This is a genomic window from Staphylococcus sp. HMSC055C03 (assembly GCF_001809385.1).
In the GTDB taxonomy this organism is placed as follows: Bacteria; Bacillota; Bacilli; order Staphylococcales; family Staphylococcaceae; genus Staphylococcus; species Staphylococcus simulans.
In genome coordinates this window covers 58,647-80,036 of record NZ_KV797475.1, presented here as the reverse complement: position 1 = coordinate 80,036, position 21,390 = coordinate 58,647, and the positions used below count along the sequence as shown (strand labels likewise).

General features: G+C 36.3%; 18 protein-coding genes. 3 read left to right on the top strand and 15 right to left on the bottom strand.

Going from position 1 to position 21,390, the window contains the following annotated elements; genetic code table 11:
* Window positions 1–78: 78 nt before the first annotated feature.
* Window positions 79–798, bottom strand: coding sequence for a lipid II isoglutaminyl synthase subunit GatD (locus HMPREF2603_RS02345; protein ID WP_023015863.1), 720 nt, complete (start codon window positions 796–798; stop codon window positions 79–81).
* The gene (locus HMPREF2603_RS02340; protein WP_060803963.1) at window positions 795–2,111 is read right to left on the bottom strand and encodes a lipid II isoglutaminyl synthase subunit MurT; all 1,317 of its coding nucleotides are present in this window, start codon (window positions 2,109–2,111) and stop codon (window positions 795–797) included. Before HMPREF2603_RS02340 ends, HMPREF2603_RS02345 begins: the two co-directional genes overlap by 4 nt.
* A gap of 164 nt (window positions 2,112–2,275) precedes the next feature.
* Here HMPREF2603_RS02340 and HMPREF2603_RS02335 point away from each other — a divergent pair, with 164 nt between their 5' ends.
* On the top strand, window positions 2,276–2,833 hold the full coding sequence (locus tag HMPREF2603_RS02335) for a 3'-5' exonuclease (protein WP_060803964.1): 558 nt from the start codon (window positions 2,276–2,278) through the stop codon (window positions 2,831–2,833).
* Window positions 2,834–2,877: 44 nt separating this feature from the next.
* On the opposite strand, the gene dinB is transcribed toward HMPREF2603_RS02335, so the two are convergent.
* Window positions 2,878–3,948, bottom strand: a complete 1,071-nt coding sequence (dinB, locus tag HMPREF2603_RS02330; protein ID WP_002481671.1) for a DNA polymerase IV — start codon at window positions 3,946–3,948, stop codon at window positions 2,878–2,880.
* A gap of 268 nt (window positions 3,949–4,216) precedes the next feature.
* Here dinB and HMPREF2603_RS13320 point away from each other — a divergent pair, with 268 nt between their 5' ends.
* Window positions 4,217–4,363: a hypothetical protein gene (locus tag HMPREF2603_RS13320; RefSeq protein ID WP_156423341.1), complete on the top strand. Its 147-nt coding sequence runs from the start codon at window positions 4,217–4,219 to the stop codon at window positions 4,361–4,363.
* A gap of 120 nt (window positions 4,364–4,483) precedes the next feature.
* On the opposite strand, the gene rlmD is transcribed toward HMPREF2603_RS13320, so the two are convergent.
* The 5 genes from rlmD to gatC form a co-directional block, all read right to left on the bottom strand.
* Window positions 4,484–5,842 carry a 23S rRNA (uracil(1939)-C(5))-methyltransferase RlmD gene (gene rlmD, locus HMPREF2603_RS02325; protein WP_060803965.1) on the bottom strand — a complete coding sequence of 453 codons (1,359 nt, stop codon included), beginning with the start codon at window positions 5,840–5,842 and terminating at the stop codon, window positions 4,484–4,486.
* A 67-nt stretch (window positions 5,843–5,909) separates the two neighbouring features.
* Window positions 5,910–6,830, bottom strand: a complete 921-nt coding sequence (locus HMPREF2603_RS02320) for a diacylglycerol kinase (protein ID WP_002481674.1) — start codon at window positions 6,828–6,830, stop codon at window positions 5,910–5,912.
* A 165-nt stretch (window positions 6,831–6,995) separates the two neighbouring features.
* On the bottom strand, window positions 6,996–8,423 hold the full coding sequence (gene gatB, locus HMPREF2603_RS02315; RefSeq protein WP_060803966.1) for an Asp-tRNA(Asn)/Glu-tRNA(Gln) amidotransferase subunit GatB: 1,428 nt from the start codon (window positions 8,421–8,423) through the stop codon (window positions 6,996–6,998).
* 12 nt (window positions 8,424–8,435) lie between these two features.
* Entirely contained in the window at window positions 8,436–9,893 is a 1,458-nt protein-coding gene (gene gatA, locus HMPREF2603_RS02310; RefSeq protein WP_002481676.1) for an Asp-tRNA(Asn)/Glu-tRNA(Gln) amidotransferase subunit GatA, read from the bottom strand.
* The gene (gene gatC, locus HMPREF2603_RS02305; RefSeq protein WP_002481677.1) at window positions 9,893–10,195 is read right to left on the bottom strand and encodes an Asp-tRNA(Asn)/Glu-tRNA(Gln) amidotransferase subunit GatC; all 303 of its coding nucleotides are present in this window, start codon (window positions 10,193–10,195) and stop codon (window positions 9,893–9,895) included. Before gatC ends, gatA begins: the two co-directional genes overlap by 1 nt.
* 386 nt (window positions 10,196–10,581) lie before the next feature.
* Here gatC and putP point away from each other — a divergent pair, with 386 nt between their 5' ends.
* Window positions 10,582–12,120 (top strand): sodium/proline symporter PutP, encoded by a 1,539-nt coding sequence (putP, locus tag HMPREF2603_RS02300; protein WP_060803967.1) that lies wholly within the window; start codon window positions 10,582–10,584, stop codon window positions 12,118–12,120.
* A gap of 105 nt (window positions 12,121–12,225) precedes the next feature.
* On the opposite strand, the gene HMPREF2603_RS02295 is transcribed toward putP, so the two are convergent.
* The 7 genes from HMPREF2603_RS02295 to purB form a co-directional block, all read right to left on the bottom strand.
* Window positions 12,226–13,269 carry an NAD-dependent formate dehydrogenase gene (locus tag HMPREF2603_RS02295; RefSeq protein WP_060803968.1) on the bottom strand — a complete coding sequence of 348 codons (1,044 nt, stop codon included), beginning with the start codon at window positions 13,267–13,269 and terminating at the stop codon, window positions 12,226–12,228.
* 157 nt (window positions 13,270–13,426) lie between these two features.
* Window positions 13,427–14,626 (bottom strand): CamS family sex pheromone protein, encoded by a 1,200-nt coding sequence (locus tag HMPREF2603_RS02290; protein WP_002481680.1) that lies wholly within the window; start codon window positions 14,624–14,626, stop codon window positions 13,427–13,429.
* Between the two features lie 19 nt (window positions 14,627–14,645).
* Entirely contained in the window at window positions 14,646–16,649 is a 2,004-nt protein-coding gene (gene ligA / locus HMPREF2603_RS02285; protein WP_002481681.1) for an NAD-dependent DNA ligase LigA, read from the bottom strand.
* Between the two features lie 3 nt (window positions 16,650–16,652).
* Entirely contained in the window at window positions 16,653–18,848 is a 2,196-nt protein-coding gene (gene pcrA, locus HMPREF2603_RS02280; protein ID WP_060803969.1) for a DNA helicase PcrA, read from the bottom strand.
* Between the two features lies 1 nt (window position 18,849).
* Window positions 18,850–19,539: a heptaprenylglyceryl phosphate synthase gene (locus HMPREF2603_RS02275; RefSeq protein ID WP_060803970.1), complete on the bottom strand. Its 690-nt coding sequence runs from the start codon at window positions 19,537–19,539 to the stop codon at window positions 18,850–18,852.
* A gap of 130 nt (window positions 19,540–19,669) precedes the next feature.
* Complete coding sequence (locus HMPREF2603_RS02270; RefSeq protein ID WP_023015874.1) at window positions 19,670–19,972, bottom strand: YerC/YecD family TrpR-related protein; 303 nt, start codon at window positions 19,970–19,972, stop codon at window positions 19,670–19,672.
* A gap of 115 nt (window positions 19,973–20,087) precedes the next feature.
* On the bottom strand, window positions 20,088–21,386 hold the full coding sequence (gene purB / locus HMPREF2603_RS02265) for an adenylosuccinate lyase (protein WP_002481685.1): 1,299 nt from the start codon (window positions 21,384–21,386) through the stop codon (window positions 20,088–20,090).
* Between the last annotated feature and the right edge of the window lie 4 nt (window positions 21,387–21,390).

Genomic DNA, 21,390 nt, shown 5'->3' with positions numbered 1-21,390 from the left:
AAAGGTCACTTTTTGAACTGATTTTCAAAAAGTGACCTTTTTATTTATATTATAGCTTTTAGTGCTATCTTGTATTTCTTATTTATTTTCAAAGCGATCGACAATGGCTTGTTTAGCCGCTTCTTCCGCAGTATTATCCAATTGACGCGGTTCAAATGGAATACCTTTACGAATACATGCTTGCTCTAATAAGTAATCTGTAATTTCATGGTTCTTCGGTAAAATAGGGCCATGTAAATAAGTGCCTAACAAGTTTTTATAATGAATGCCTTCTTTACCGTCTTCATCGTTATTACCAAATCCATGCGTTACTTTTCCTAATGTATCATAGTTATGATACGTTCTGCCGCCGTGATTTTCAAAACCGACAATTGTTCCGAATGTATCACTTTCAATGACAATATCACCTGTCAGACGTTCTTTTTTAGATTGTGTATAAAAATCTAAAATACCTAGGCCTTCAAGCTCTGTCCCATCAGGTGTGATGTACTTATTACCTAAGAATTGATAACCGCCGCAAATTGTTAATCCAGGCATTCCTTCTTCTATGGCATCTTTCAATTTACTTTTGATTTTACTTAATTCTTTCGTCGCAAGCGCTTGTTCACGGTCACTGCCGCCGCCGATAAAGAAGATATCACATCCATCAAAAGTTACACCTTCTGTTTCATTGACTTCAACAACGTTCAATTTGATATTGCGCCATTTTGCGCGTTGTTTTAATGCGATGATATTACCGATATCGCTATATAAATTCAATTTATCTGTCATAAAATGATATAACGTTAATTCATTCATCTTTGTTCCCTCATTTCAAACGAACGGTTTAATTGCTCTAACATCGGCGCAAGTGATGTATAGTTCGGAATTGCGACAGTTTTACTTGGATAATCCATTGTTTTAGCTGTCGCTTTATAAATATCACGTTCTACAATAACTGGTACATCCACTTCAGCAAGTTTTAAACGTAATTGTAATTCTTCAGCACGATTACCTGTGACAATAATTGCTTCAATATCTTGTTCGCTTAGTTTTTCAAAGTCAGCATCGTAAATCCATGAAATATCTCTGCCATCTGCCGCATGGTCATTTAAGCTGATGACATAGACTTTTTTGCCTTCAAGCTGTTCGCCCATAGATAAACTTGCATTCATCCCTGCTGGGTTTTTCGCCAAATTAATCATAGCTTCTTTTGAACCTGATTTGAAATACTGCATACGTCCATTATCTGATGTATATGTTTCAAAGCCTTTACGGATAGATTCATCATTTAAACCTAATTCACGTAAAACACTATACGCTGCGATGGCGTTATAAGCATTAAAGTCACCAGCAATTTTCATATCGAATGTTGTATCACCAATCGTTAAATGAATAAAAGGTGATACTGTGAACTTAGACACTTCATACTTCGGTTGCTCACGTTTAAAACCACATTCGCAATGATAATGACCGATTTGATTATAGTGAATATAATCATACACTAATAAGCGACCACAGTTCGGACAATATTTGCTTTCATTCATCGTACTTTGTTCAAACTCATGTGCATGTGCTTTCATGCCGTAATAGACATTAGATTCACTCGCAATTTTTAAACGACTCACAAATGGATCATCGGCATTCAATAATAGTTTAATGCCTTTATGACTGATGGCTTCTGCGATGTTGTTAACCATAATATCAATTTCACCGAAGCGATCTATTTGATCGCGGAAGAAGTTCGTGAAGACCATCATTGTCGGTGTCATTTCTTTTAACACTCTTGGTATAGAACCTTCATCGATTTCAATAATCGCGATTTTTGTATCTGATTGAGATTGTACGATGAATGCAGATGTAATCCCTGCAGCCATATTCGCACCTTCATTATTATGAATTATTTTTATATTATTGGCCTTTAATGTATGACCTATTAAATTCGACGTGGTTGTTTTACCGTTTGTACCACTAATAAATACAACATCATCGACTTGTTCTGCTAAATTTCGTAATATATTTTTATCAATTCTTCTGGCTACTTGCCCTGGTAAATCTGTACCGCGTTTCCCTACAGCACGGCTGGCTCTGCGCGCTAACTTGGCTAAGTTGATCGCCGTCCATTGTCTCATTCGCTTCACTCCTCTAAATATCAACCTGAATAATTATAACACGTCTCAGACTTTAATTAAAAATATTCTATAAACACTATCAAAGTCAAACACTTGACTCTCACTTTCCTATCCAGTAGTATTTTATTACTTAAATCATCACATATAGAAAGGTCGAATTACTTTTGAAACACCAAAATGCATTTGTTGCGTTGGACTTTGAAACCGCAAACGGTAAGCGTACAAGTATTTGTTCCGTCGGTATGGTTAAAGTAGTTGAAAATGAAATTATTGAAACGTTTTATACATTAGTGAATCCTAAGGACTACTTTTCTAATCAAAACATCAATGTACATGGCATTAAACCTCAAGATGTTGAAACAGCGCCTGACTTCAATTTTGTGTTTCCTTACATGATGCAGTTTATAGATAATTTACCAGTTGTTGCGCATAATGCCGCATTTGATATGACAGTAATGCATGCCAGCATTCAAGCCTTAGGTTTACAGACACCTAATATGACTTACTTCTGTTCACTACAACTTGCTCGTAGAACCATTAATAACCGACGATACGGTTTAAAATACATGATGGATTATTATCATTTAGATTTTCATGGACACCATGATGCTTTAAATGATGCGAAAGCTTGTGCCATGATAACTTTCAGATTACTGAAGCACTACAACAGTTTATCTGACATGCTTGCAGTCTATGGTAAAAATTTAACAGATAAAGGATAACCGATTGAACTTACCTGAATAAATGTTCAACCGGTTATTTTTTTCTAAAGAAAATCATATATCGACATATTTTGATATTCTGTTTTTTCTAAATTACCCACTGTTACTCCAATTAGCCTGATGGGTACCTCTGGATCTTTAAGTTCGTTGTAAAGTGTATAAGCAATATTATAAATATCAATCTCATTTCTAACCGGATCTCTTAAGCTACGTTGTCTCGATAATGTTTCAAATTGATGTGTTTTAATTTTTACCGTTACAGTTTTGCCTGATTTTTGAATACGACTCAATCGTTCTGCTGTCTTCTCACTTAACTCTCTGACTTTCAATAATATTTCTTCATCATCATTAACGTCAGTTGTAAAGGTTCTTTCAGTGCCGACTGATTTACGGATACGATGTGCTTTAACAATATTAGTGCCGCGTCCTCTGGCCTTCTCGTATAATCCATGCCCACGTTTACCAAATATCCGTATTAATTCGCGTTCATCTTTTTCATATAAGTCTTTACCGTTGTAGATGCCATGTTCATGCATAATGGCTTTGGTCGCTTTACCGACACCTGGGAAACCGCCGATATCTAAGTTCATTAATATCTCGTGGACATTTTGATAATTAATAATCATCATACCGTTCGGTTTATTCATACCACTGGCGAGTTTAGCGAGGAATTTATTGTAGGAAATGCCGGCTGAAGCGGTTAATCCGGTCTTTTCCCAAATATCATTTCTAATATACTGTGCAATGGCAGATGCTGGAAGATCCGGACGTACCAGATGCGTGATATCTAAATAAGCTTCATCTAGCGATAACGGTTCAACGACTTCAGTATAACTTTTAAAGATATCCATAATTTCTTTAGAGGTTGCTCTGTAAACATCAAAGCGAGGTTGAATATAATAACCATTCGGACAAAGTTTATGTGCTTGTGCCATTGGCATCGCAGAATGCACCCCATACTTTCTCGCTTCATATGAGGCCGTTGTCACAACGCCTCGGCCACTTGCCTTTCCTCCGACAATGACAGGCTTCCCTCTCAATTTAGGATTATCCCTCACTTCTACTTGCGCATAAAAATAATCCATATCGATATGCACAATACGTCGCTCTTCCATACCATTCACCTCCATTAAACAATGTACTTATCATCTATTATATATTATCTTGGTAAGCTTTAATTATTTATTACCTATGACATGTTTGAATTTCACTAAAATACGATAATTGATTTCAGTAATTATTAATTATATTACATTTACATTACCTTAACAAAAAGAATTCATTTGTTTTTTATTTAACTTTATTATAAAAAGATATAACTAACTAGACTCGAGTACTTAATTGTTCTTTAGTCGCCAAATCATGTTAGAAGGAGGATTCAATATGACAAACGATGAAAACAAAATGAGTCACGAAGAAGTTGGACATAAAGTTGGAGAAAAAACAGCACAAGAATACAGTTCAGAACATTTCCAAGAAATCGACCGCAAAGGCGGAGAAACGACTTCAAAAGAAAATAATGATAACTAATATTCAACAAAGAGGCCGGGGTCACACTTAGCCTCTTTCTTATACATAACTGCACAAAATAAACGAGGCATCTTCTATGTGAAAAAACCTCGTTGTTTCGATATACATAATTTTTGATTATTATCTTTCAAACAATGCTACTGTCTCAATGTGTGTTGTTTGTGGGAACATATCGACAGGCGTGATTTCTTTTACCGCATAGTTTTGCGCAAGAATTTGGGCATCACGTTGTTGTGTAGCTGGATTGCATGAAATATAGACAATGCGTTTCGGATTTAATTCTAACAGTGTGTTTAAGAATGTTTCGTCACAACCCTTACGTGGCGGATCGACCATGACAACATCAGGTTGAATGCCTTGTTGTTTCCAGTCTAAAATCACTGATTCAGCTTTACCGCAGACAAAAGTTGTATTATCGTAGCCATTCAATTGCGCATTTTTCTTCGCATCTTCAATTGCGGCAGGAACGACTTCAACACCATAGACATGTTTCGCTTTATCTGCCATATATAATCCAATAGTACCTATACCGCAATACGTATCAAGTACTGTTTCTTCGCCTGTTAATTGTGCGTATTTCATCGCTTGATTATATAATTTAACTGTTTGTGATGAATTGATTTGATAGAATGACTGATCGCTGATTTCAAATTCCACTGAATCCAACTCATCAATAATTTCATCTTTACCATATAATGTTTTTGATGTTTTGCCCATTATCACATTTGAATGTGTTTCATTGATATTTTGAATGACACTCTTAATATTCGGCATCGCATTGACCAATTTCTCAACAATCGGTTTAGCTTGTTTAAACTTTTTACCGTTCGTCACAAAAATAATCATCACTTCACGTGAGACATGGCCTACTCGAATAATGACATGACGTAATAAACCTTGTTTCTTTCTTTCATTATAAATGGATACGTCATGCTCTTTCAGTAAGGCACGAATCGAACGCATCAATTGGTTTTGAATGCTGTCTTGAATAATACATTCATCCATATCAATAATATCGTGACTGCGTTGGCGATAGAAGCCCATGATCGCATCTTGTTCTTTATTCAAGCCGACAGGAATTTGTGATTTATTTCGATAGTTCCAAGGATTCATCATGCCGATCGTATCATTGATAACCGTTTGCTCAAACTTTCCTTTACGGTGAAATAGATTCACAACTTGATTACGTTTCATTGTTAATTGTGATTGATAATCTAAGTGTTGCAGCTGGCAGCCTCCGCATTTGTTATAGTAAACACATGGAGGCATCACACGTTCAGCACTTTCTTTATGAATCTCTAATAATTTACCAATCGCAAAGTTTTTATTTACTTTGATTAATTTATATTCAATTTCTTCATTAGGCAAGGCATTCGGCACAAAGACTGGGTAACGGTCTATTTTGACTACACCATGTCCTTCATGAGTTAAGTCGATAACCTCGCCTGTAAAGATTTGATTTTTCTTTAATGTTTCCACACTGTAACCTCCATAGAAAAAAGGTCAGGCTTTTGATTAAGTCCTAACCTTTCATCTGCTTACTTCTCTAATCTTGTTCGATTAATTCTTTATTATCTACATTAGCTGGTGTATATACTTCAATATGCTGCTTTAAATTTAAGAAATTGGCAGGTAATTGACCACCATACTCCCCATCTACATTAAGTGGCATTTGTTCAAAAGATGATACATTAACTGATTTTGCTTTCTCATATGTGACTTTCGGATGTTTAATATGTTCCCCTCTTGAAGCTAAAGTCATGATATGACCCAGTTCTGCTAAATTCGCTTTTTCAACGATAATCAACGTAAAATAACCGTCGTCTAATTTCGCATCTGGCACTAATTTTTCAAAGCCTGCCATTGAATTCGTCAATCCAAGTAAAAACAACAGGATCTCACCTTGGAAGACTTTTTGATCATATTCAATACGGACATCTACATTTTTCATTTGCGGCAACATTTCCATACCTTTGATGTAGTAAGCAAATGGTCCAACAAATGTTTTTAATTTACTAGAAGTTTCATAAGAGACTTCAGTAATACGTCCACCTGCAGCTAAATTAATAAAATATCGGCTATTCATTTTACCGATATCTACTTTAACTGTATGTCCTTTAATAATGACATCTACTGCACTTAATATATCAGTGGGTAAATGTAAGGCACGACCAAAATCATTTACCGTTCCCATTGGAATAACACCGATTTTAGGACGATTCGGATGTTCGGCTATCCCATTAACCACTTCGTTTAATGTGCCGTCACCACCAGCAACGATGAGCATTTCATAATCTTCATGCAATGCGCGTTTTGCTTCAATCGTCGCATCTCCTGCTTTTTGCGTTGCATATGCACTTGTTTCAAATCCTGCTTGTTCCATTTTAATCAAGACTTCTGGAAGCATTTTTTTAAACAATTCCTTGCCTGAAGTCGGATTATAAATAATTCTAGCTCGTTTTCTCATAAATAATCCCTCATCATTTTTACTCAATTTCAATTTTAAATGATTTCCGCTTCAGTTGAAAGTATTAATGGTTGAAATCAATGAAATTCGTTTTTGAAACCACCTTATCAAAATAAAAAACCCGCAGAGATTACAATCAGTAATCACTGCAGGTTATACAATCAATTAGCGTTTATCTAATTCTTGTTGTAATAATTTGTTAACGATTTGAGGGTTGGCTTGACCTTTAGACGCTTTCATAATTTGACCGACTAAGAAGCCTTTCGCACGGCCTTTACCGTTTTTGAAGTCTTCAACAGATTGAGGGTTATTATCTAATGCTTCTGTTACGAAGTTTAATAATACAGACTCATCTGAGATTTGAACTAAACCTTTATCTTCCATGATTTGTTTAGCATCTCCGCCATTTTCAGCTAATTCTGGGAAGACTTTTTTCGCAATTTTACTGCTCATAGTGCCGTCTTCAATCAACTTAATCATACCAGCTAAGTTTTCAGGTGTTAATTTTGTATCTTGAAGTTCAACTTGGTTTTTGTTCAAGTACTCATTAACGCCACCCATTAACCAGTTAGAAGTTAATTTTACATCAGCGCCATGCTCAACTGCTTCTTCGAAGAAATCAGACATTTCTTTCGTTAATGTTAAGACATGCGCATCATACGCAGGTAATCCGAATTCTTCAACATATTTTTTCTTACGTACGTCTGGTAATTCTGGAATTGTTTGACGTACACGTTCTTTCCATGCATCGTCAATGTATAATGGTACGATGTCTGGTTCTGGGAAGTAACGATAGTCATCTGAACCTTCTTTAACACGCATTAAGATAGTTTTACCAGTAGACTCATCGAAACGACGTGTTTCTTGAAGTACTTCGCCGCCATTTAATAGTTCTTCTTCTTGGCGTTTTTCTTCATATTCTAAACCTTTACGTACATAGTTGAATGAGTTCAAGTTTTTCAATTCAGCTTTTGTACCGAATTCTTCTTGACTATATGGACGTAATGAAATGTTAGCGTCACAACGTAATGAACCTTCTTCCATTTTACCGTCAGATACGCCAGTATATTGAATAATTGAACGTAATTTTTCAAGGTAAGCATAAGCTTCTTGAGGTGAACGGATATCGGGCTCAGATACGATTTCGATTAACGGTGTACCTTGACGGTTTAAGTCTACTAATGAATAACCATCTTTATGTGTTGATTTGCCCGCATCTTCTTCCATATGAAGGCGTGTGATACCGATACGTTTTGTTTCACCATCTACTTCGATATCAATGTAACCATGTTCCCCGATAGGTTGGTCAAATTGTGAAATTTGGTAAGCTTTCGGGTTATCTGGATAGAAATAGTTTTTACGATCGAATTTAGATTCAGTCGCAATTTCCATATTTAATGCCATTGCAGCACGCATTGCCCAGTCAACGGCACGTTCGTTTACAACTGGAAGCACACCAGGGTATGCTAAGTCGATCACATTCGTATTTGTGTTTGGTTCTGCTCCGAAATGTGCTGGTGATGGAGAGAACATTTTAGAATCTGTTTTCAGTTCAACGTGGACTTCTAGTCCAATGACTGTTTCAAAATGCATCATTAACACTCCTTATAAATTTTGATATGCATCATGTAAGTTGTATTGTTGTTCGAATTGATGAGCGACACGGTAAAGTGTTTTTTCATCAAACGGTTTGCCGATAAACTGTAATCCGATCGGTCTGTTATTAGTTTGTCCGCAAGGTACTGAAATACCTGGTAAGCCGGCAAGGTTAACTGGAGTAGTTAATAAGTCGTTTGCATACATTGTCAACGGATCATTGATTTCTTCACCTAAGTTGAAGGCAGCTGTTGGTGTTGTAGGACCAACGACTACATCATAGTCTTCAAATACTTTGTCAAAGTCTTGACGAATTAACGTTCTGACTTTTTGTGATTTTTTGTAGTAAGCATCGTAGTAACCTGAACTTAACGCGAATGTACCAAGTAAAATACGACGTTTAACTTCTTTACCGAAGCCTTCACTACGTGAGAATTTATAAAGTTCATCTAATGTTTGTGCTTCTTTTGAATGGTAACCATAACGAATACCATCGAAACGAGATAAGTTAGATGAAGCTTCTGATGATGCAATAACATAGTAAGATGGAATACCATAGCCAGTATTTGGTAATGATACTTCTTCTACGATTGCACCTTCACCTTCTAAAATTTCAACAGCGTTACGTACCGCTTCTTTCACTTCATCAGATACACCTTCACCTAAATATTCTTTAGGTAAAGCAATTTTCATACCTTTAATATCTTTACCGATATCTGAAGTGAAGTCATTATCTTCAACTGGAGCACTTGTAGAATCGTTTTTATCTACACCTACAATTGTTTCTAAAACAATTGCATTATCTTTAACATTACGTGTTAAAGGTCCGATTTGGTCTAATGAAGATGCGAATGCAACTAAACCAAAACGTGATACACGACCGTATGTCGGTTTCATACCCACGATACCGCAGTATGCTGCTGGTTGACGAATAGATCCACCAGTATCTGAACCTAATGAGAATGGAACTAAACCTGCTGCTACAGCTGCTGCTGAACCACCTGATGATCCACCTGGCACTGCTTTATGATCGAATGGGTTAACTGTTTTCTTGAAGTAAGAAGTTTCAGTTGAACCACCCATTGCAAATTCGTCCATATTTAATTTACCGATTAATACTGCATTTTCAGCATGTAATTTTTTCATTACTGTTGATTCATAAATCGGTACAAAGCCTTCTAACATTTTACTTGCACATGTTGTTTCTAGACCTTCTGTAATAATGTTATCTTTGATACCCATTGGGATACCGAAGAGTTTACCTTCCATTTGGTCTTTCGCTTGCAATTCATCCAGCTCTTCAGCTTTCTTGATTGCATTCTCTTTATCTAAAGCTAAGAATGATTTAATTGTCGGATCTGTTTCTTCAATTGCATCATAAATATCTTTTACAACTTCAGAAGGTTTGATTTCTTTGTTCTTAATCATTTCGCTTAACTTTTCAACTGATTCATAACGAATAGACATTACGCATCCTCCCCGTTGATAACTGATGGTACTTTAAATTGACCATCTTCTGTTTCTTTTGCATTTTTGAGCGCAAGCTCTTGAGGAATGCCTTTAACTGCTTTATCCTCTCTTAATACATTTTGTAAATCTAATACGTGATACGTCGGTTCTACATCGCTTGTATCAGCTGTATCGATTTGTTGGGCAAAGTTTAGGATTGTTTCTAATGTGTCTTGCATTTCTGTTGTTTCCTCTGGTGAAATATGAAGTTTAGACAAATTTGCAATATGTTCAACTTCTTCACGTGATACTCTAGCCATTAATGAACTGCCTCCTTATTAATACTTCATCATAAAATTGTATCAAAAAAACTGTCAAAAATCTAAATTTTTTAGTTCAAAATACCCACATATCAGGTAATGACTCCCCTTTAACTTAATCATTCTGAACTTCAATTGCAAATCATTACCATTAATTCAACAGAAGCTTTGATGTAATATGAACGTTTATACATTCAAAATTATAAAAATACTACTAATGTGCTTTAAAGCATTGAAAACCTTTTCATTACAGAAAGCGTTTAAAATGCCACAGTTGAGCGGTTTATATTTAACAATGTTATAAAATAACTATTCCCTTTTTTCAGAATTGTTGTATAATAATGCGTATACATTGAATCATCAATGAGAAAAAGGGGGAAACCACGATGTTTATTTTAGGTACTTCAGTGAGTAGCCAAATCGATGCTGACTGGCAAACATACATCATGATTGGTGTATACTTTATCATTCTAGTTATCATCGGTATCTATGGTTACAAACAGTCAACGGGAAATTTAAGCGAATATATGTTGGGAGGCCGAAACATCGGCCCGTACATTACAGCGCTGTCAGCCGGAGCTTCTGATATGAGCGGCTGGATGATTATGGGATTGCCTGGTTCTGTCTATGCGACAGGATTATCCGCAATTTGGATTACGATCGGTTTAACACTGGGAGCATATTTGAATTACTTTATTGTCGCACCAAGATTACGTGTTTACACAGAAATTGCAGGCAATGCGATTACCTTGCCAGACTTTTTCAAAAATAGATTAGATGATCATTCAAACATTATTAAAATTATCTCTGGTCTCATTATTGTCGTTTTCTTTACGTTATATACGCATTCCGGGTTTGTATCTGGAGGTAAATTATTTGAAACTGCATTCGGACTGAATTATCGATACGGCTTGATTATGGTAGCTGTTATCGTTATTTTTTACACTTTTTTAGGCGGTTACTTAGCTGTTTCAATTACTGACTTCTTCCAAGGTGTCATCATGTTGATTGCGATGGTTATGGTTCCAATCGTAGCCTTATTAAAATTAAATGGTTGGGATACATTCTCACAAATCGCAGATATGAAACCTACTAATTTGGACTTATTCAGAGGAACTACTGTTTTAGGTATTATCTCACTCTTCTCGTGGGGGTTAGGTTACTTCGGTCAACCTCACATTATCGTTCGTTTTATGTCGATTAAATCTTTTAAGCTCTTACCAACTGCGCGTCGTGTCGGAATTTTATGGATGGCAGTCGGACTTGCGGGTGCATGTTTAGTCGGTTTGACTGGTATCGCATTTGTGCCAGACTACAATGTTACACTTCACGATCCAGAAACACTATTTATTATCATGAGTCAGATTTTATTCCATCCATTAGTCGGTGGCTTCTTATTAGCAGCCATTTTAGCAGCAATTATGAGCACGATTTCTTCACAACTGCTTGTAACATCAAGTTCATTAACTGAAGACTTCTATAAATTGATTCGTGGTAAAAAAGCAAACGCACAAAAACACGAAAAAGAATTTGTATTAGTCGGTCGTTTGAGTGTTATGGCTGTAGCGATTGTCGCAATTTGGATCGCATGGTCACCTAACGATACGATTTTAAACTTAGTTGGTAACGCTTGGGCAGGCTTCGGAGCTTCATTTAGTCCACTTGTTTTGTTCTCACTTTATTGGAAAGGTTTAACAAGAGCTGGCGCAGTCAGTGGTATGATAGCAGGCGCATTAACTGTTATTGTTTGGATTGTCTTCATCAAACCAATGGCTGATGTTTCAGAAATCTTCGGTATGTATGAAATCATTCCAGGGTTTATTATGAGTGTCGTAGTTACTTACTTGGTCAGCAAGTTTACACAAAAACCAAGTACACGTACAGTCAATGAATTAGATGAAGTTAAACAAATTTTGCATAGCTAATTAAAAAATCATTATCAATACAAAGGGCAGGAACTTCTCGTTCCTGCCCTATTTGTGTTATAAATAGTTGCATTTCCTTTTCACTTAATCTGCTAAGCTTATAGCTTAGTTGTTTGAATCATCATGTTTCGCATAAGATTGGCTAGTGATTTGACCACCATTCACAATCACATCTTCCTTAGGGAATGGCGTTTCATCAAAGAAGTGTGTTAATAAATCTTTAACACCTTTTTCAATACGTAATTGTGCTTCAACAACCATACCTGAATAATGAATAGTCATCGCATTACGCGGCATCGTTCTCCACGGATGATCTGAAGGTGCAGGTTGTGGATACCATACATCTCCACCATAGCCTTGAAGATGATTTTCTTCTATCATTTTAACTACTTCTTCTTTGTTTACTATCTTACCGCGTGCACAGTTTACAATATAGCTGCCATCTTTCATTTGACTGATTGTATTATAATCAAATAAATCATCTGTTTCAGGGGTAAGTGGTGTTGTAATAATCAACACATCACTTTTATGCACTAACTCATCAAAATTCACATATTTTGAGAAGTCTGTATCTTCTTGGCTAGAACGTCTATAGTGAATAATATCTACGTTAAACGGTTTTAAACGTTCTCCAACTAAACGACCAATTCTGCCTAAACCAAAAATACCAATCGTTTTATTTTGAAGTTCAAAGGCATGGTTCGTTACTTGTGTTAAGTTCCAACCACCCTCTTCTGATTGGCGATGACCTTCCTCGTAATTTCTAACTAAGATTAATGTTGTCATCACAATATGTTCAGCTACACTAACCGTGTTTGAGTCTGTGACTTCTACCACTGAAATATCATGTTCGCTTGCTGCTTCTAAATCCACATGGTCAGAACCTACACCTGCAGTGATTGCTAATTTTAAGTTAGGTGCTTGTTCAATACGTTCTTTTGTCATATATGCAGGGTAAAATGGCGCGCTAATAACAACGTCCATATCTTTAAGATGTTGATCTAAATCATCTTCTCCATCTTTCAATACGACCAATTCATGTCCACGTTCTTCTAAAAAAGGACGTAGATTTAACGCAGTATAGTCATCTAACACGTTGTTTTCTGTTTGCCCTTTTGTGGCTTCTGGAAATAGTGCTACAATTTTCATTTATATATCACCTTTTTCTAATTTTGATACATCATTGTACTTTTTCCCATCAAAATTTGTATTAAACTGTACCAGGTAGTACTTCAATATATTGTCAAAAAATATAAAAAGATGCCTTCTATGCGAAGACATCTTTATCATAATTTTATCTATTCATTTATCTTTTATAGATATGCACATTTTGTTTTTTATCATCTTTACCTTTTGTGATTAAAGCACGTGCTTGGTTACCATCTTTAATATGAATTTCATAGGCATCAATATTGCTGAAGTATTTGTCAGCTTGTTGTGCAATAAATTGTGTAATACCAGTTAATTCAGCTTTGCCATAGTAATCAATCGGTACTTCAATAATAAGGTTTTTCGGTTTTTTGCCATCAAATTTCGTTTTACCTACTGCTTGTGTAAAGTTAGGGAAATATGACTGCAAATTATCATTGAACTGTTTGAAGTTATTGTTTAAATTCTCATTCAAATCAGCTGCTTCTGATGAAGGTAACAACACTGATTTCTCATTAATATCTTTCCAACTGTTGATACGTGTTTGACCATCATCTGCCGTTGCACCTGCAACAAATTCTCCTGGAATAATATCATTTTCTCCAGATTGAATATAAATCGCAAAGTGAATTGGAATATTTTTCAATGCTTTATGTTCACGTAAACGTTGCAACATTTCATCGGCCATTTTTTTACCTTCTTTTTCGACTTTCGCACGGTCTAATTTCTTACTGAAGGTTGGTCCGTCTTTTTCTTTTTGGTAATAATATTCACTGTTCATCGCAAGACCAATAGTCATGCCTTTAATTTTTTTACCTTTGGTGTCACTATTGCCGTAGAAATCTTGTTCTAAGATGTTAGAAAGATAAGCAGGTGAATTTTCTGCGATTTTTTCTTCATCCTTTTCGCCATGGCGAGATGGATTTAAACCAAGATTTTCATTCGCATTTTTCTCTTCTTTTTCATCTTTATCCATTTTTTCGATTTCAGATTTTGTGTATTTAGGTCCAAGATAAGCATTAATTGTTTTTTTATCTAAAAACTGACCATCTTGGTATAAGTATTCGTCAGTTGGAAAAACTGTCTTACTTTGTTCTAATAAACCATCTTCAAAGTCATCACCGTTATAGCCATTCGCCATCGTTTGCTGCAACATACCTCTTGCTTGACTTTCTTTAAATGGAAGAATCGTTCTATAGTCATCACCTTGAACATTCTTATCTGTCGCAATGTGCTTAACAGTACTTGAATCTGATTGACTTTCTTGTTCTTTTGTTGATTTTTGTTGCTCATCCTTATTGCCACACGCCGTGAGAATCAATAAGAGAGAGATGAGTAATACACTTGTTTTCTTCATGCCCTATCTCCTCTATTGTTTATTGGTCAACTTCATTTTGTTTTTGGATAAAGTCTGCTTCAGACCAAATTTCTGTGCCTAGTTTTTCTGCTTTCGTCAATTTAGATCCAGCATCTTCACCAGCGATGACTAAATCCGTATTCTTAGTCACACTGCTTGTTGTTTTTGCACCTTGTGCTTCCAACCATTTAGATGCTTCTGTACGTGTCATATTGTGCAGTTTACCTGTTAATACAACAGTCAGACCATTAAATTCTGAATCAGATTCTATCTCTGAAGTTCTGATACCTTTATACTTCATATTAACATTTTTTGCACGAAGTTTATCAATTAAAGCAATGATATCTTCATTATTTAAATAAGTAATTAATGAAGTCGCTAGCTTATCTCCGATATCATGGATTTCAAGCAATTCTTCTTCCGTTACTTCAAACAAACGCTCCATGTTGTCAAAACGTTCTGCGATTACTTGGCTGGCTTTAACACCTAAATGTCTGATGCCTAAACCGAATAATAAATGTTCAAATGAATTTTCTTTTGACGCTTCAATCGCATTTAAAAGATTATCTGCTTTTTTCTCACCCATACGTTCTAACGGCAACAAATCATCTTTTGTAAGGTAATATAAATCTGCTACATCTTTAATAATTTCATTATCGTACAACTGCATAATCAGTTTCGTACCTAAACCATCGATATTCATCGCTTGGCGTGATACGAAGTGAATCATACCTTCGACAAGTTGTGCTGGGCATTTAGGATTAATACAACGTAATGCGACTTCTCCATCTAAACGAACTAATTCATGACCGCAACTTGGACAATGTGTCGGCATATGATAAGTTTCAGTTCCTTCTGGTCTGCGATCAGGTAAACTGCGCACAACTTCCGGAATAATATCGCCTGCTTTTTTAATCACTACACTGTCCCCGATACGAATATCTTTTTCATGAATTAAATCTTCATTGTGCAGTGAAGCACGAGAAACAGTCGTTCCAGCAACACGAACAGGTTCTAATACTGCTGTCGGTGTGACTACACCCGTACGTCCGACACTTAACTCGATATCATGCAAAGTCGTTACTACTTCTTCAGCTGGAAATTTATAGGCAATTGCCCATCTTGGTGATTTTTGTGTATACCCTAGCTCATCTTGCTCTTCAAGATCATTAACCTTAATCACAATACCATCAATATCATAGGATAAGTCTTGGCGTTTTTCAGTCCAATACTTGATGTATTCCAATACGCCTTCAATATCTGACTCACGTTTACGGTTTTGATTGGTTTTAAAACCTAACTCATCTAATTCATCTAAAGCTTCACTTTGTGATGTCGCATGGAAGTTTGTAAAGTCATTGACGCTGTATAAGAAAATACTTAAACGGCGTTTTGCTGCTAATTTTGAATCTAATTGACGTAATGAGCCGGCCGCTGCGTTTCGTGGGTTCGCAAAAGCTTGTTCGCCCGCTTCTTCCTTCTCTTTATTCAAACGCTCAAAAGAAGCTTTCGGCATGAATGCTTCCCCACGCACCTCAAAAGTTAACGGCTTTTTAATTTTTAATGGAATCGCTCGAATTGTACGCAAGTTCTCTGTAATATCCTCACCAATCGTTCCGTCACCACGCGTCAACCCTTGCACAAATCTACCGTTTTCATATTTTAAAGATACCGCTAAACCATCAATTTTCAATTCGCACATGTACTCAACTTTTCCCGCATGTTCACGTACACGGGCATCAAAACGACGTAAATCTTCTTCATTGAAAGCATTAGCTAAACTTAACATTGGTGTATCATGGCGCACTTTATTAAAAGTAGCTTGTGCTTCGCCGCCTACACGTACTGTCGGAGAATCTTCTGTTTTAAATTCAGGATGTTCTTCTTCGATATGAATCAATTCATGGAGTAATTTATCATACTCACTATCTGGTACAGATGGATTATCCATCACATAATATTCATGATTATATTGATTCAATAAGCGATGCAGTGTTTCAACTCTATTGGCTAAATCGTTCATCCCTTAGTCCTCCTTCTTTTTAATCGGCGCAAAGTTCGCAAGTAAACGTTTCAGTCCTTGAGATTTAAAGATAATATCGAGTTCAACCGTACCGTTTTTCTCATTCACATTGCTGACCATACCTTCTCCCCATGCTTTGTGAACCACTTTATCACCGACGTTCCATGTTCCAGATGCCACTTCTGAACGTTTCGTTGTACGTCTGCTTGGACCGCGTTTAACAGGTCTTTGACTGCTGGAAGCTCCTGCATAACGACTCTCTGTTCTTGCAGGCTTATTCAATAAATCTTCAGGAATTTCTTTTAAGAATCTTGAAGCTGAGTTAGATTGTGTTTTACCAAATAACGTTCTGCTCGTCGCATGTGTTAAATACAACTCTTCTTCCGCACGTGTAATCGCCACATAACAAATTCTGCGTTCTTCTTCCATTTCGTGATCATCATCACTCAAAATAGAACGGATATGAGGGAAGATTGATTCTTCCATACCCATAATAAAGACTACCGGGAATTCCAAACCTTTCGCAGAGTGCATCGTCATCAATGTCACACCGTTTTCAATATCCGCTTCATCGATATCTGCGACTAATGATAAATCCGTTAGGAAATTGATTAATGATTGTTCTTCAAGTGGTGTGTTTTTCTCATAATCCATAGGAACAGACATAAACTCTTCAATGTTTTCTAAACGGCTGCGTGCTTCTAAAGTCTGGTCACGTTCCAACATTTCTTTATACCCTGATTTATTTAAGACTTCTTCTACAATTTCACTGACTTCTAAGAATTCTTGTTCTTGGATTAAATTTGAAATCAATGTATAGAAATCTATCGCTTGTTTAGTCACTTTTTTGGTTAAACCGATAAAATCTGCTTCAGCTAAGGCATCAAACATACTTAAATCATTTTGTCTGGCATACGCTTGAATTTTTTCAACAGAAGATGGTCCGATACCACGTTTTGGTACGTTAATAATACGTTGTAAACTGATATCATCATTACTATTTGCGATTAAACGTAAATAACTTAATAAGTCCTTGATCTCTTTACGGTCATAGAACTTGTGACCGCCGACCATTGTATATGGAATATTCGATTTCATAAATGTTTCTTCAAGCACACGAGATTGTGCATTCGTACGATATAAAATCGCAATATCATTGAAGGATTTATTGTTTTCACGTTGCTGACGCATAATTTCTTTTACGACATATTGTGCTTCATCACTTTCGCTTTGTGCTTGGTAATAATTAATTTTTTTACCTTCTTGGTTCGCAGTCCATAGCCCTTTCGGCTTACGTTCTGTATTATTTTTAATTACTTCATTGGCCGCATTTAAAATGACTTTCGTTGAACGATAGTTTTGTTCAAGGAAAATCGTTCTCGCATTCGGATAATCTTCCTCGAATGACAAGATGTTTTGAATATCAGCACCACGCCAACCATAAATGGATTGGTCAGAGTCACCTACGACACATAAATTTTTAAATTTATCCGCTAATAGTTTCACAAGCGTATATTGTGCTCTGTTAGTATCTTGATACTCATCCACGTGGATATATTGGAATTTATTTTGATAGTATTCTAAAACGTCTGGTACTCGTTTAAAAAGATTGATTGTAGTCATAATCAAATCATCGAAATCGAGCGCTTCATTTCGAGAAAGCTGACGTTGATAACCTGCATACACACGTGCCACCATGTCAGACATAAAGTCTGTTGCTTCAATTTCTGCGTCTTCAACTGTTTTAAGTTCGTTTTTCATATTACTGATCGCAGATAAGAACATACGCGGATCATAACGTTTACTGTCAATGTTCTCTGTTTTCAACACATCTTTAATGACTGACTTTTGATCTGTCGGATCTAAAATCGTAAAGTTGCGCTCAATGCCGATACGATCTGCGTCTCTTCTTAAAATACGTACACACATAGAGTGGAACGTTGACATCCAAATAACTTGTGCTTCTTCTCCTACTAATTTTTCAACACGTTCTTTCATTTCTCGTGCTGCTTTATTTGTGAAAGTAATTGCTAAGACGTTATAAGGAGAAACGCCTTTTTCATCTAATAAGTACGCGATACGATGCGTTAGAACACGCGTTTTCCCTGAGCCTGCTCCGGCCATAATCAGCAGTGGTCCTTCAGTTGTACGGACTGCTTCGCTTTGTTCAGTATTCATATTGTCTAATAACGCATTCATCTTAAGATAACTCCTTTATTTTAACTGTTTTCAATGCTTGTTTGATATCGGTATAGACTAAATTGCCGACGACAATCGTATCTGCTTCTTTCGCCGCAACTTGCGCATCGCTTAATGAGCGGATACCGCCGCCATAAAACACATGTGCTTGTTCAACATTTTGTTTTGCGGTACGAACCATTTCCATATCTCCGAACGTGCCGCTATATTCTATGTACATGATTGGAAATTGAAAGACTTTATCCGTCATCAATGCGTAAGCTTCAATATCTGATTCATCTAAATCTGTTTTGGCTTGTGTTTTTACCGCTGCTTTAGAATCAGGATTTAATATGATGTACCCTTGAAATTTGATTTCATCAAAATCCATCATATGACCGTAGTCTTTAAGTGCTTCTAGCAATAAGCCATTTTGGTATTGTACATCCGGGCTGTTTAAGACCATCGGGACAAAGTAGAAGTCAAAACCAGGCATGATGCTTTCTAAGTTGGAAATTTCAAGGACGAGTGGAAGCGGATAACGACGGACACGACTCATCAATTGAATGACATTGTCTTCAGTCACATTATCAGTTCCGCCAATCACAATTGCATCTGTATTTGACATACAGATTTTATCTAAATCTTCATCATTGATTGTCTTTGCAGGATCTAATTTAAATACATGTTGCCACTTTTTTATGTCGTACATTTTACCGTTTCCCTTCTTTTAAACATACATTTGATTATATCATTTTTACCACTTAGATTCTAAACGGATATGTCTAAACAAAGAAAAACAGAACCTCTCACATCATAAGATGTGCAGGCTCTGTTTTGAACTAGTCATTTGTTTCGATATTCATGCGATCTAATACGACAGTATAAGCGTCGTTACCCCATTGTAAGGAGCGTTTTACTCTGGAAATTGTCGCTGTAGAAGCACCTGTTTCTTTTTCAATCGTTGCATACGTATAGCCTTGTTTAATCATTTTAGCAACTTGAAGTCTTTGTGATAACGATTGAATTTCATTTACAGTACATAAGTCATCAAAAAACTGGTAACACTCTTCTCTATTTTCAAGCGTTAGAATCGCATCAAACAGCTCATCTAATGCTTTACCGCGTAACTTCTCAATTTGCATATCAAACAACTCCTGTTCTTTGTGTTCATCTTTATCCTATTTTAACGTACTAATACATTAAAGTGTAGTCATGACCCTTAAGAAATTGTTGCGATATACAAATTTATGGTAAACATTAGTCAGCTAAACCAGCACGTTCGAAAATTGTATCCACTTGATTTAAGTGGTGTTTTGGATCGAAGGCTTTGTCTAAGTCTTCTTTGCTTAATACATCTGTAATTTGTGAATCTTGTTCAAGCAATTCTCTGAATGGTGTTTTAGTTTCCCAAGATTCCATCGCTTTTGGTTGAACTAAGTCATAAGCTTGTTCACGTACCATACCTTTGTTAATTAATGATAATAACACACGTTGTGAATAAATTAAACCGAATGTTTTGTTGATGTTAGCCATCATATTATCTTCAAAGACTGTTAAACGGTCGATAATGTTTGTGAAACGATTTAATGCATAATCTAATGCGATTGTCACATCTGGTAACATAATACGTTCTGCAGATGAGTGTGAAATATCACGTTCATGCCATAATGGAACGTTTTCGTATGCTGTTGTAATGTAACCACGGATGACACGTGAAATACCTGTAATATTTTCTGAACCGATCGGGTTACGTTTATGCGGCATTGCTGAAGAACCTTTTTGGCCTTTCGCGAATGCTTCTTCTACTTCTCGTGTTTCTGTTTTTTGCAAGTTACGTACTTCAACTGCAAATTTCTCCATAGAAGTTGCGATTAAAGCTAATGTTGCGATGTAATACGCATGACGGTCACGTTGTAATGTTTGTGTTGATACAGGCGCAAAATCAAGACCTAAGTGTTTTGTAACGTATGCTTCGATTTCAGGTGGGATATTTGCGAATGTTCCGACTGCACCACTCATTTTACCTACTTCGATTTCTTTACGTACTTCTTTAAAACGTTTAAAGTTACGTACCATTTCTTGATACCATAATGCCATTTTCACGCCGAATGTTGTCGGTTCAGCATGCACACCATGTGTACGACCCATCATTAATGTATATTTATATTTTTTCGCTTTCGCAGCTAATACTTCGATAAAACGTTCAATGTCTTTTTCCAAAATATCGTTTGCTTGTTTGATTTGGTAGCTTAACGCTGTATCTACAACGTCTGTTGAAGTTAAACCATAGTGCACCCACTTACGTTCTTCTCCTAAAGTTTCAGAAACTTGACGTGTGAAAGCAACAACGTCATGACGAGTTTCTAATTCAATTTCTTTCGCACGGTCTACATCTACACGCGCATTTTCACGGATTTTTTTAACGTCTTCTTTCGGGATAAAACCTAATTCACTCCAAGCTTCACATGCTAGGATTTCAACCTCCAACCATGCTTCATAACGATTTTGGTCTGTCCAGATTTGTGACATTTCTTCACGAGAATAACGTTCAATCATTTCA

Coding starts and splice junctions, on each gene's coding strand:
- gatC (WP_002481677.1), bottom strand. CDS start 10,195: ATGGCTAGAGTATCACGTGAAGAAGTTGAACATATTGCAAATTTGTCT.
- HMPREF2603_RS02340 (WP_060803963.1), bottom strand. CDS start 2,111: ATGAGACAATGGACGGCGATCAACTTAGCCAAGTTAGCGCGCAGAGCC.
- gatB (WP_060803966.1), bottom strand. CDS start 8,423: ATGCATTTTGAAACAGTCATTGGACTAGAAGTCCACGTTGAACTGAAA.
- HMPREF2603_RS02345 (WP_023015863.1), bottom strand. CDS start 798: ATGAATGAATTAACGTTATATCATTTTATGACAGATAAATTGAATTTA.
- dinB (WP_002481671.1), bottom strand. CDS start 3,948: ATGGAAGAGCGACGTATTGTGCATATCGATATGGATTATTTTTATGCG.
- HMPREF2603_RS02270 (WP_023015874.1), bottom strand. CDS start 19,972: ATGCAAATTGAGAAGTTACGCGGTAAAGCATTAGATGAGCTGTTTGAT.
- HMPREF2603_RS02320 (WP_002481674.1), bottom strand. CDS start 6,830: ATGAGAAAACGAGCTAGAATTATTTATAATCCGACTTCAGGCAAGGAA.
- HMPREF2603_RS13320 (WP_156423341.1), top strand. CDS start 4,217: ATGACAAACGATGAAAACAAAATGAGTCACGAAGAAGTTGGACATAAA.
- gatA (WP_002481676.1), bottom strand. CDS start 9,893: ATGTCTATTCGTTATGAATCAGTTGAAAAGTTAAGCGAAATGATTAAG.
- purB (WP_002481685.1), bottom strand. CDS start 21,386: ATGATTGAACGTTATTCTCGTGAAGAAATGTCACAAATCTGGACAGAC.
- pcrA (WP_060803969.1), bottom strand. CDS start 18,848: ATGAATGCGTTATTAGACAATATGAATACTGAACAAAGCGAAGCAGTC.
- HMPREF2603_RS02275 (WP_060803970.1), bottom strand. CDS start 19,539: ATGTACGACATAAAAAAGTGGCAACATGTATTTAAATTAGATCCTGCA.
- HMPREF2603_RS02295 (WP_060803968.1), bottom strand. CDS start 13,269: ATGAAAATTGTAGCACTATTTCCAGAAGCCACAAAAGGGCAAACAGAA.
- ligA (WP_002481681.1), bottom strand. CDS start 16,649: ATGAACGATTTAGCCAATAGAGTTGAAACACTGCATCGCTTATTGAAT.
- HMPREF2603_RS02290 (WP_002481680.1), bottom strand. CDS start 14,626: ATGAAGAAAACAAGTGTATTACTCATCTCTCTCTTATTGATTCTCACG.
- putP (WP_060803967.1), top strand. CDS start 10,582: ATGTTTATTTTAGGTACTTCAGTGAGTAGCCAAATCGATGCTGACTGG.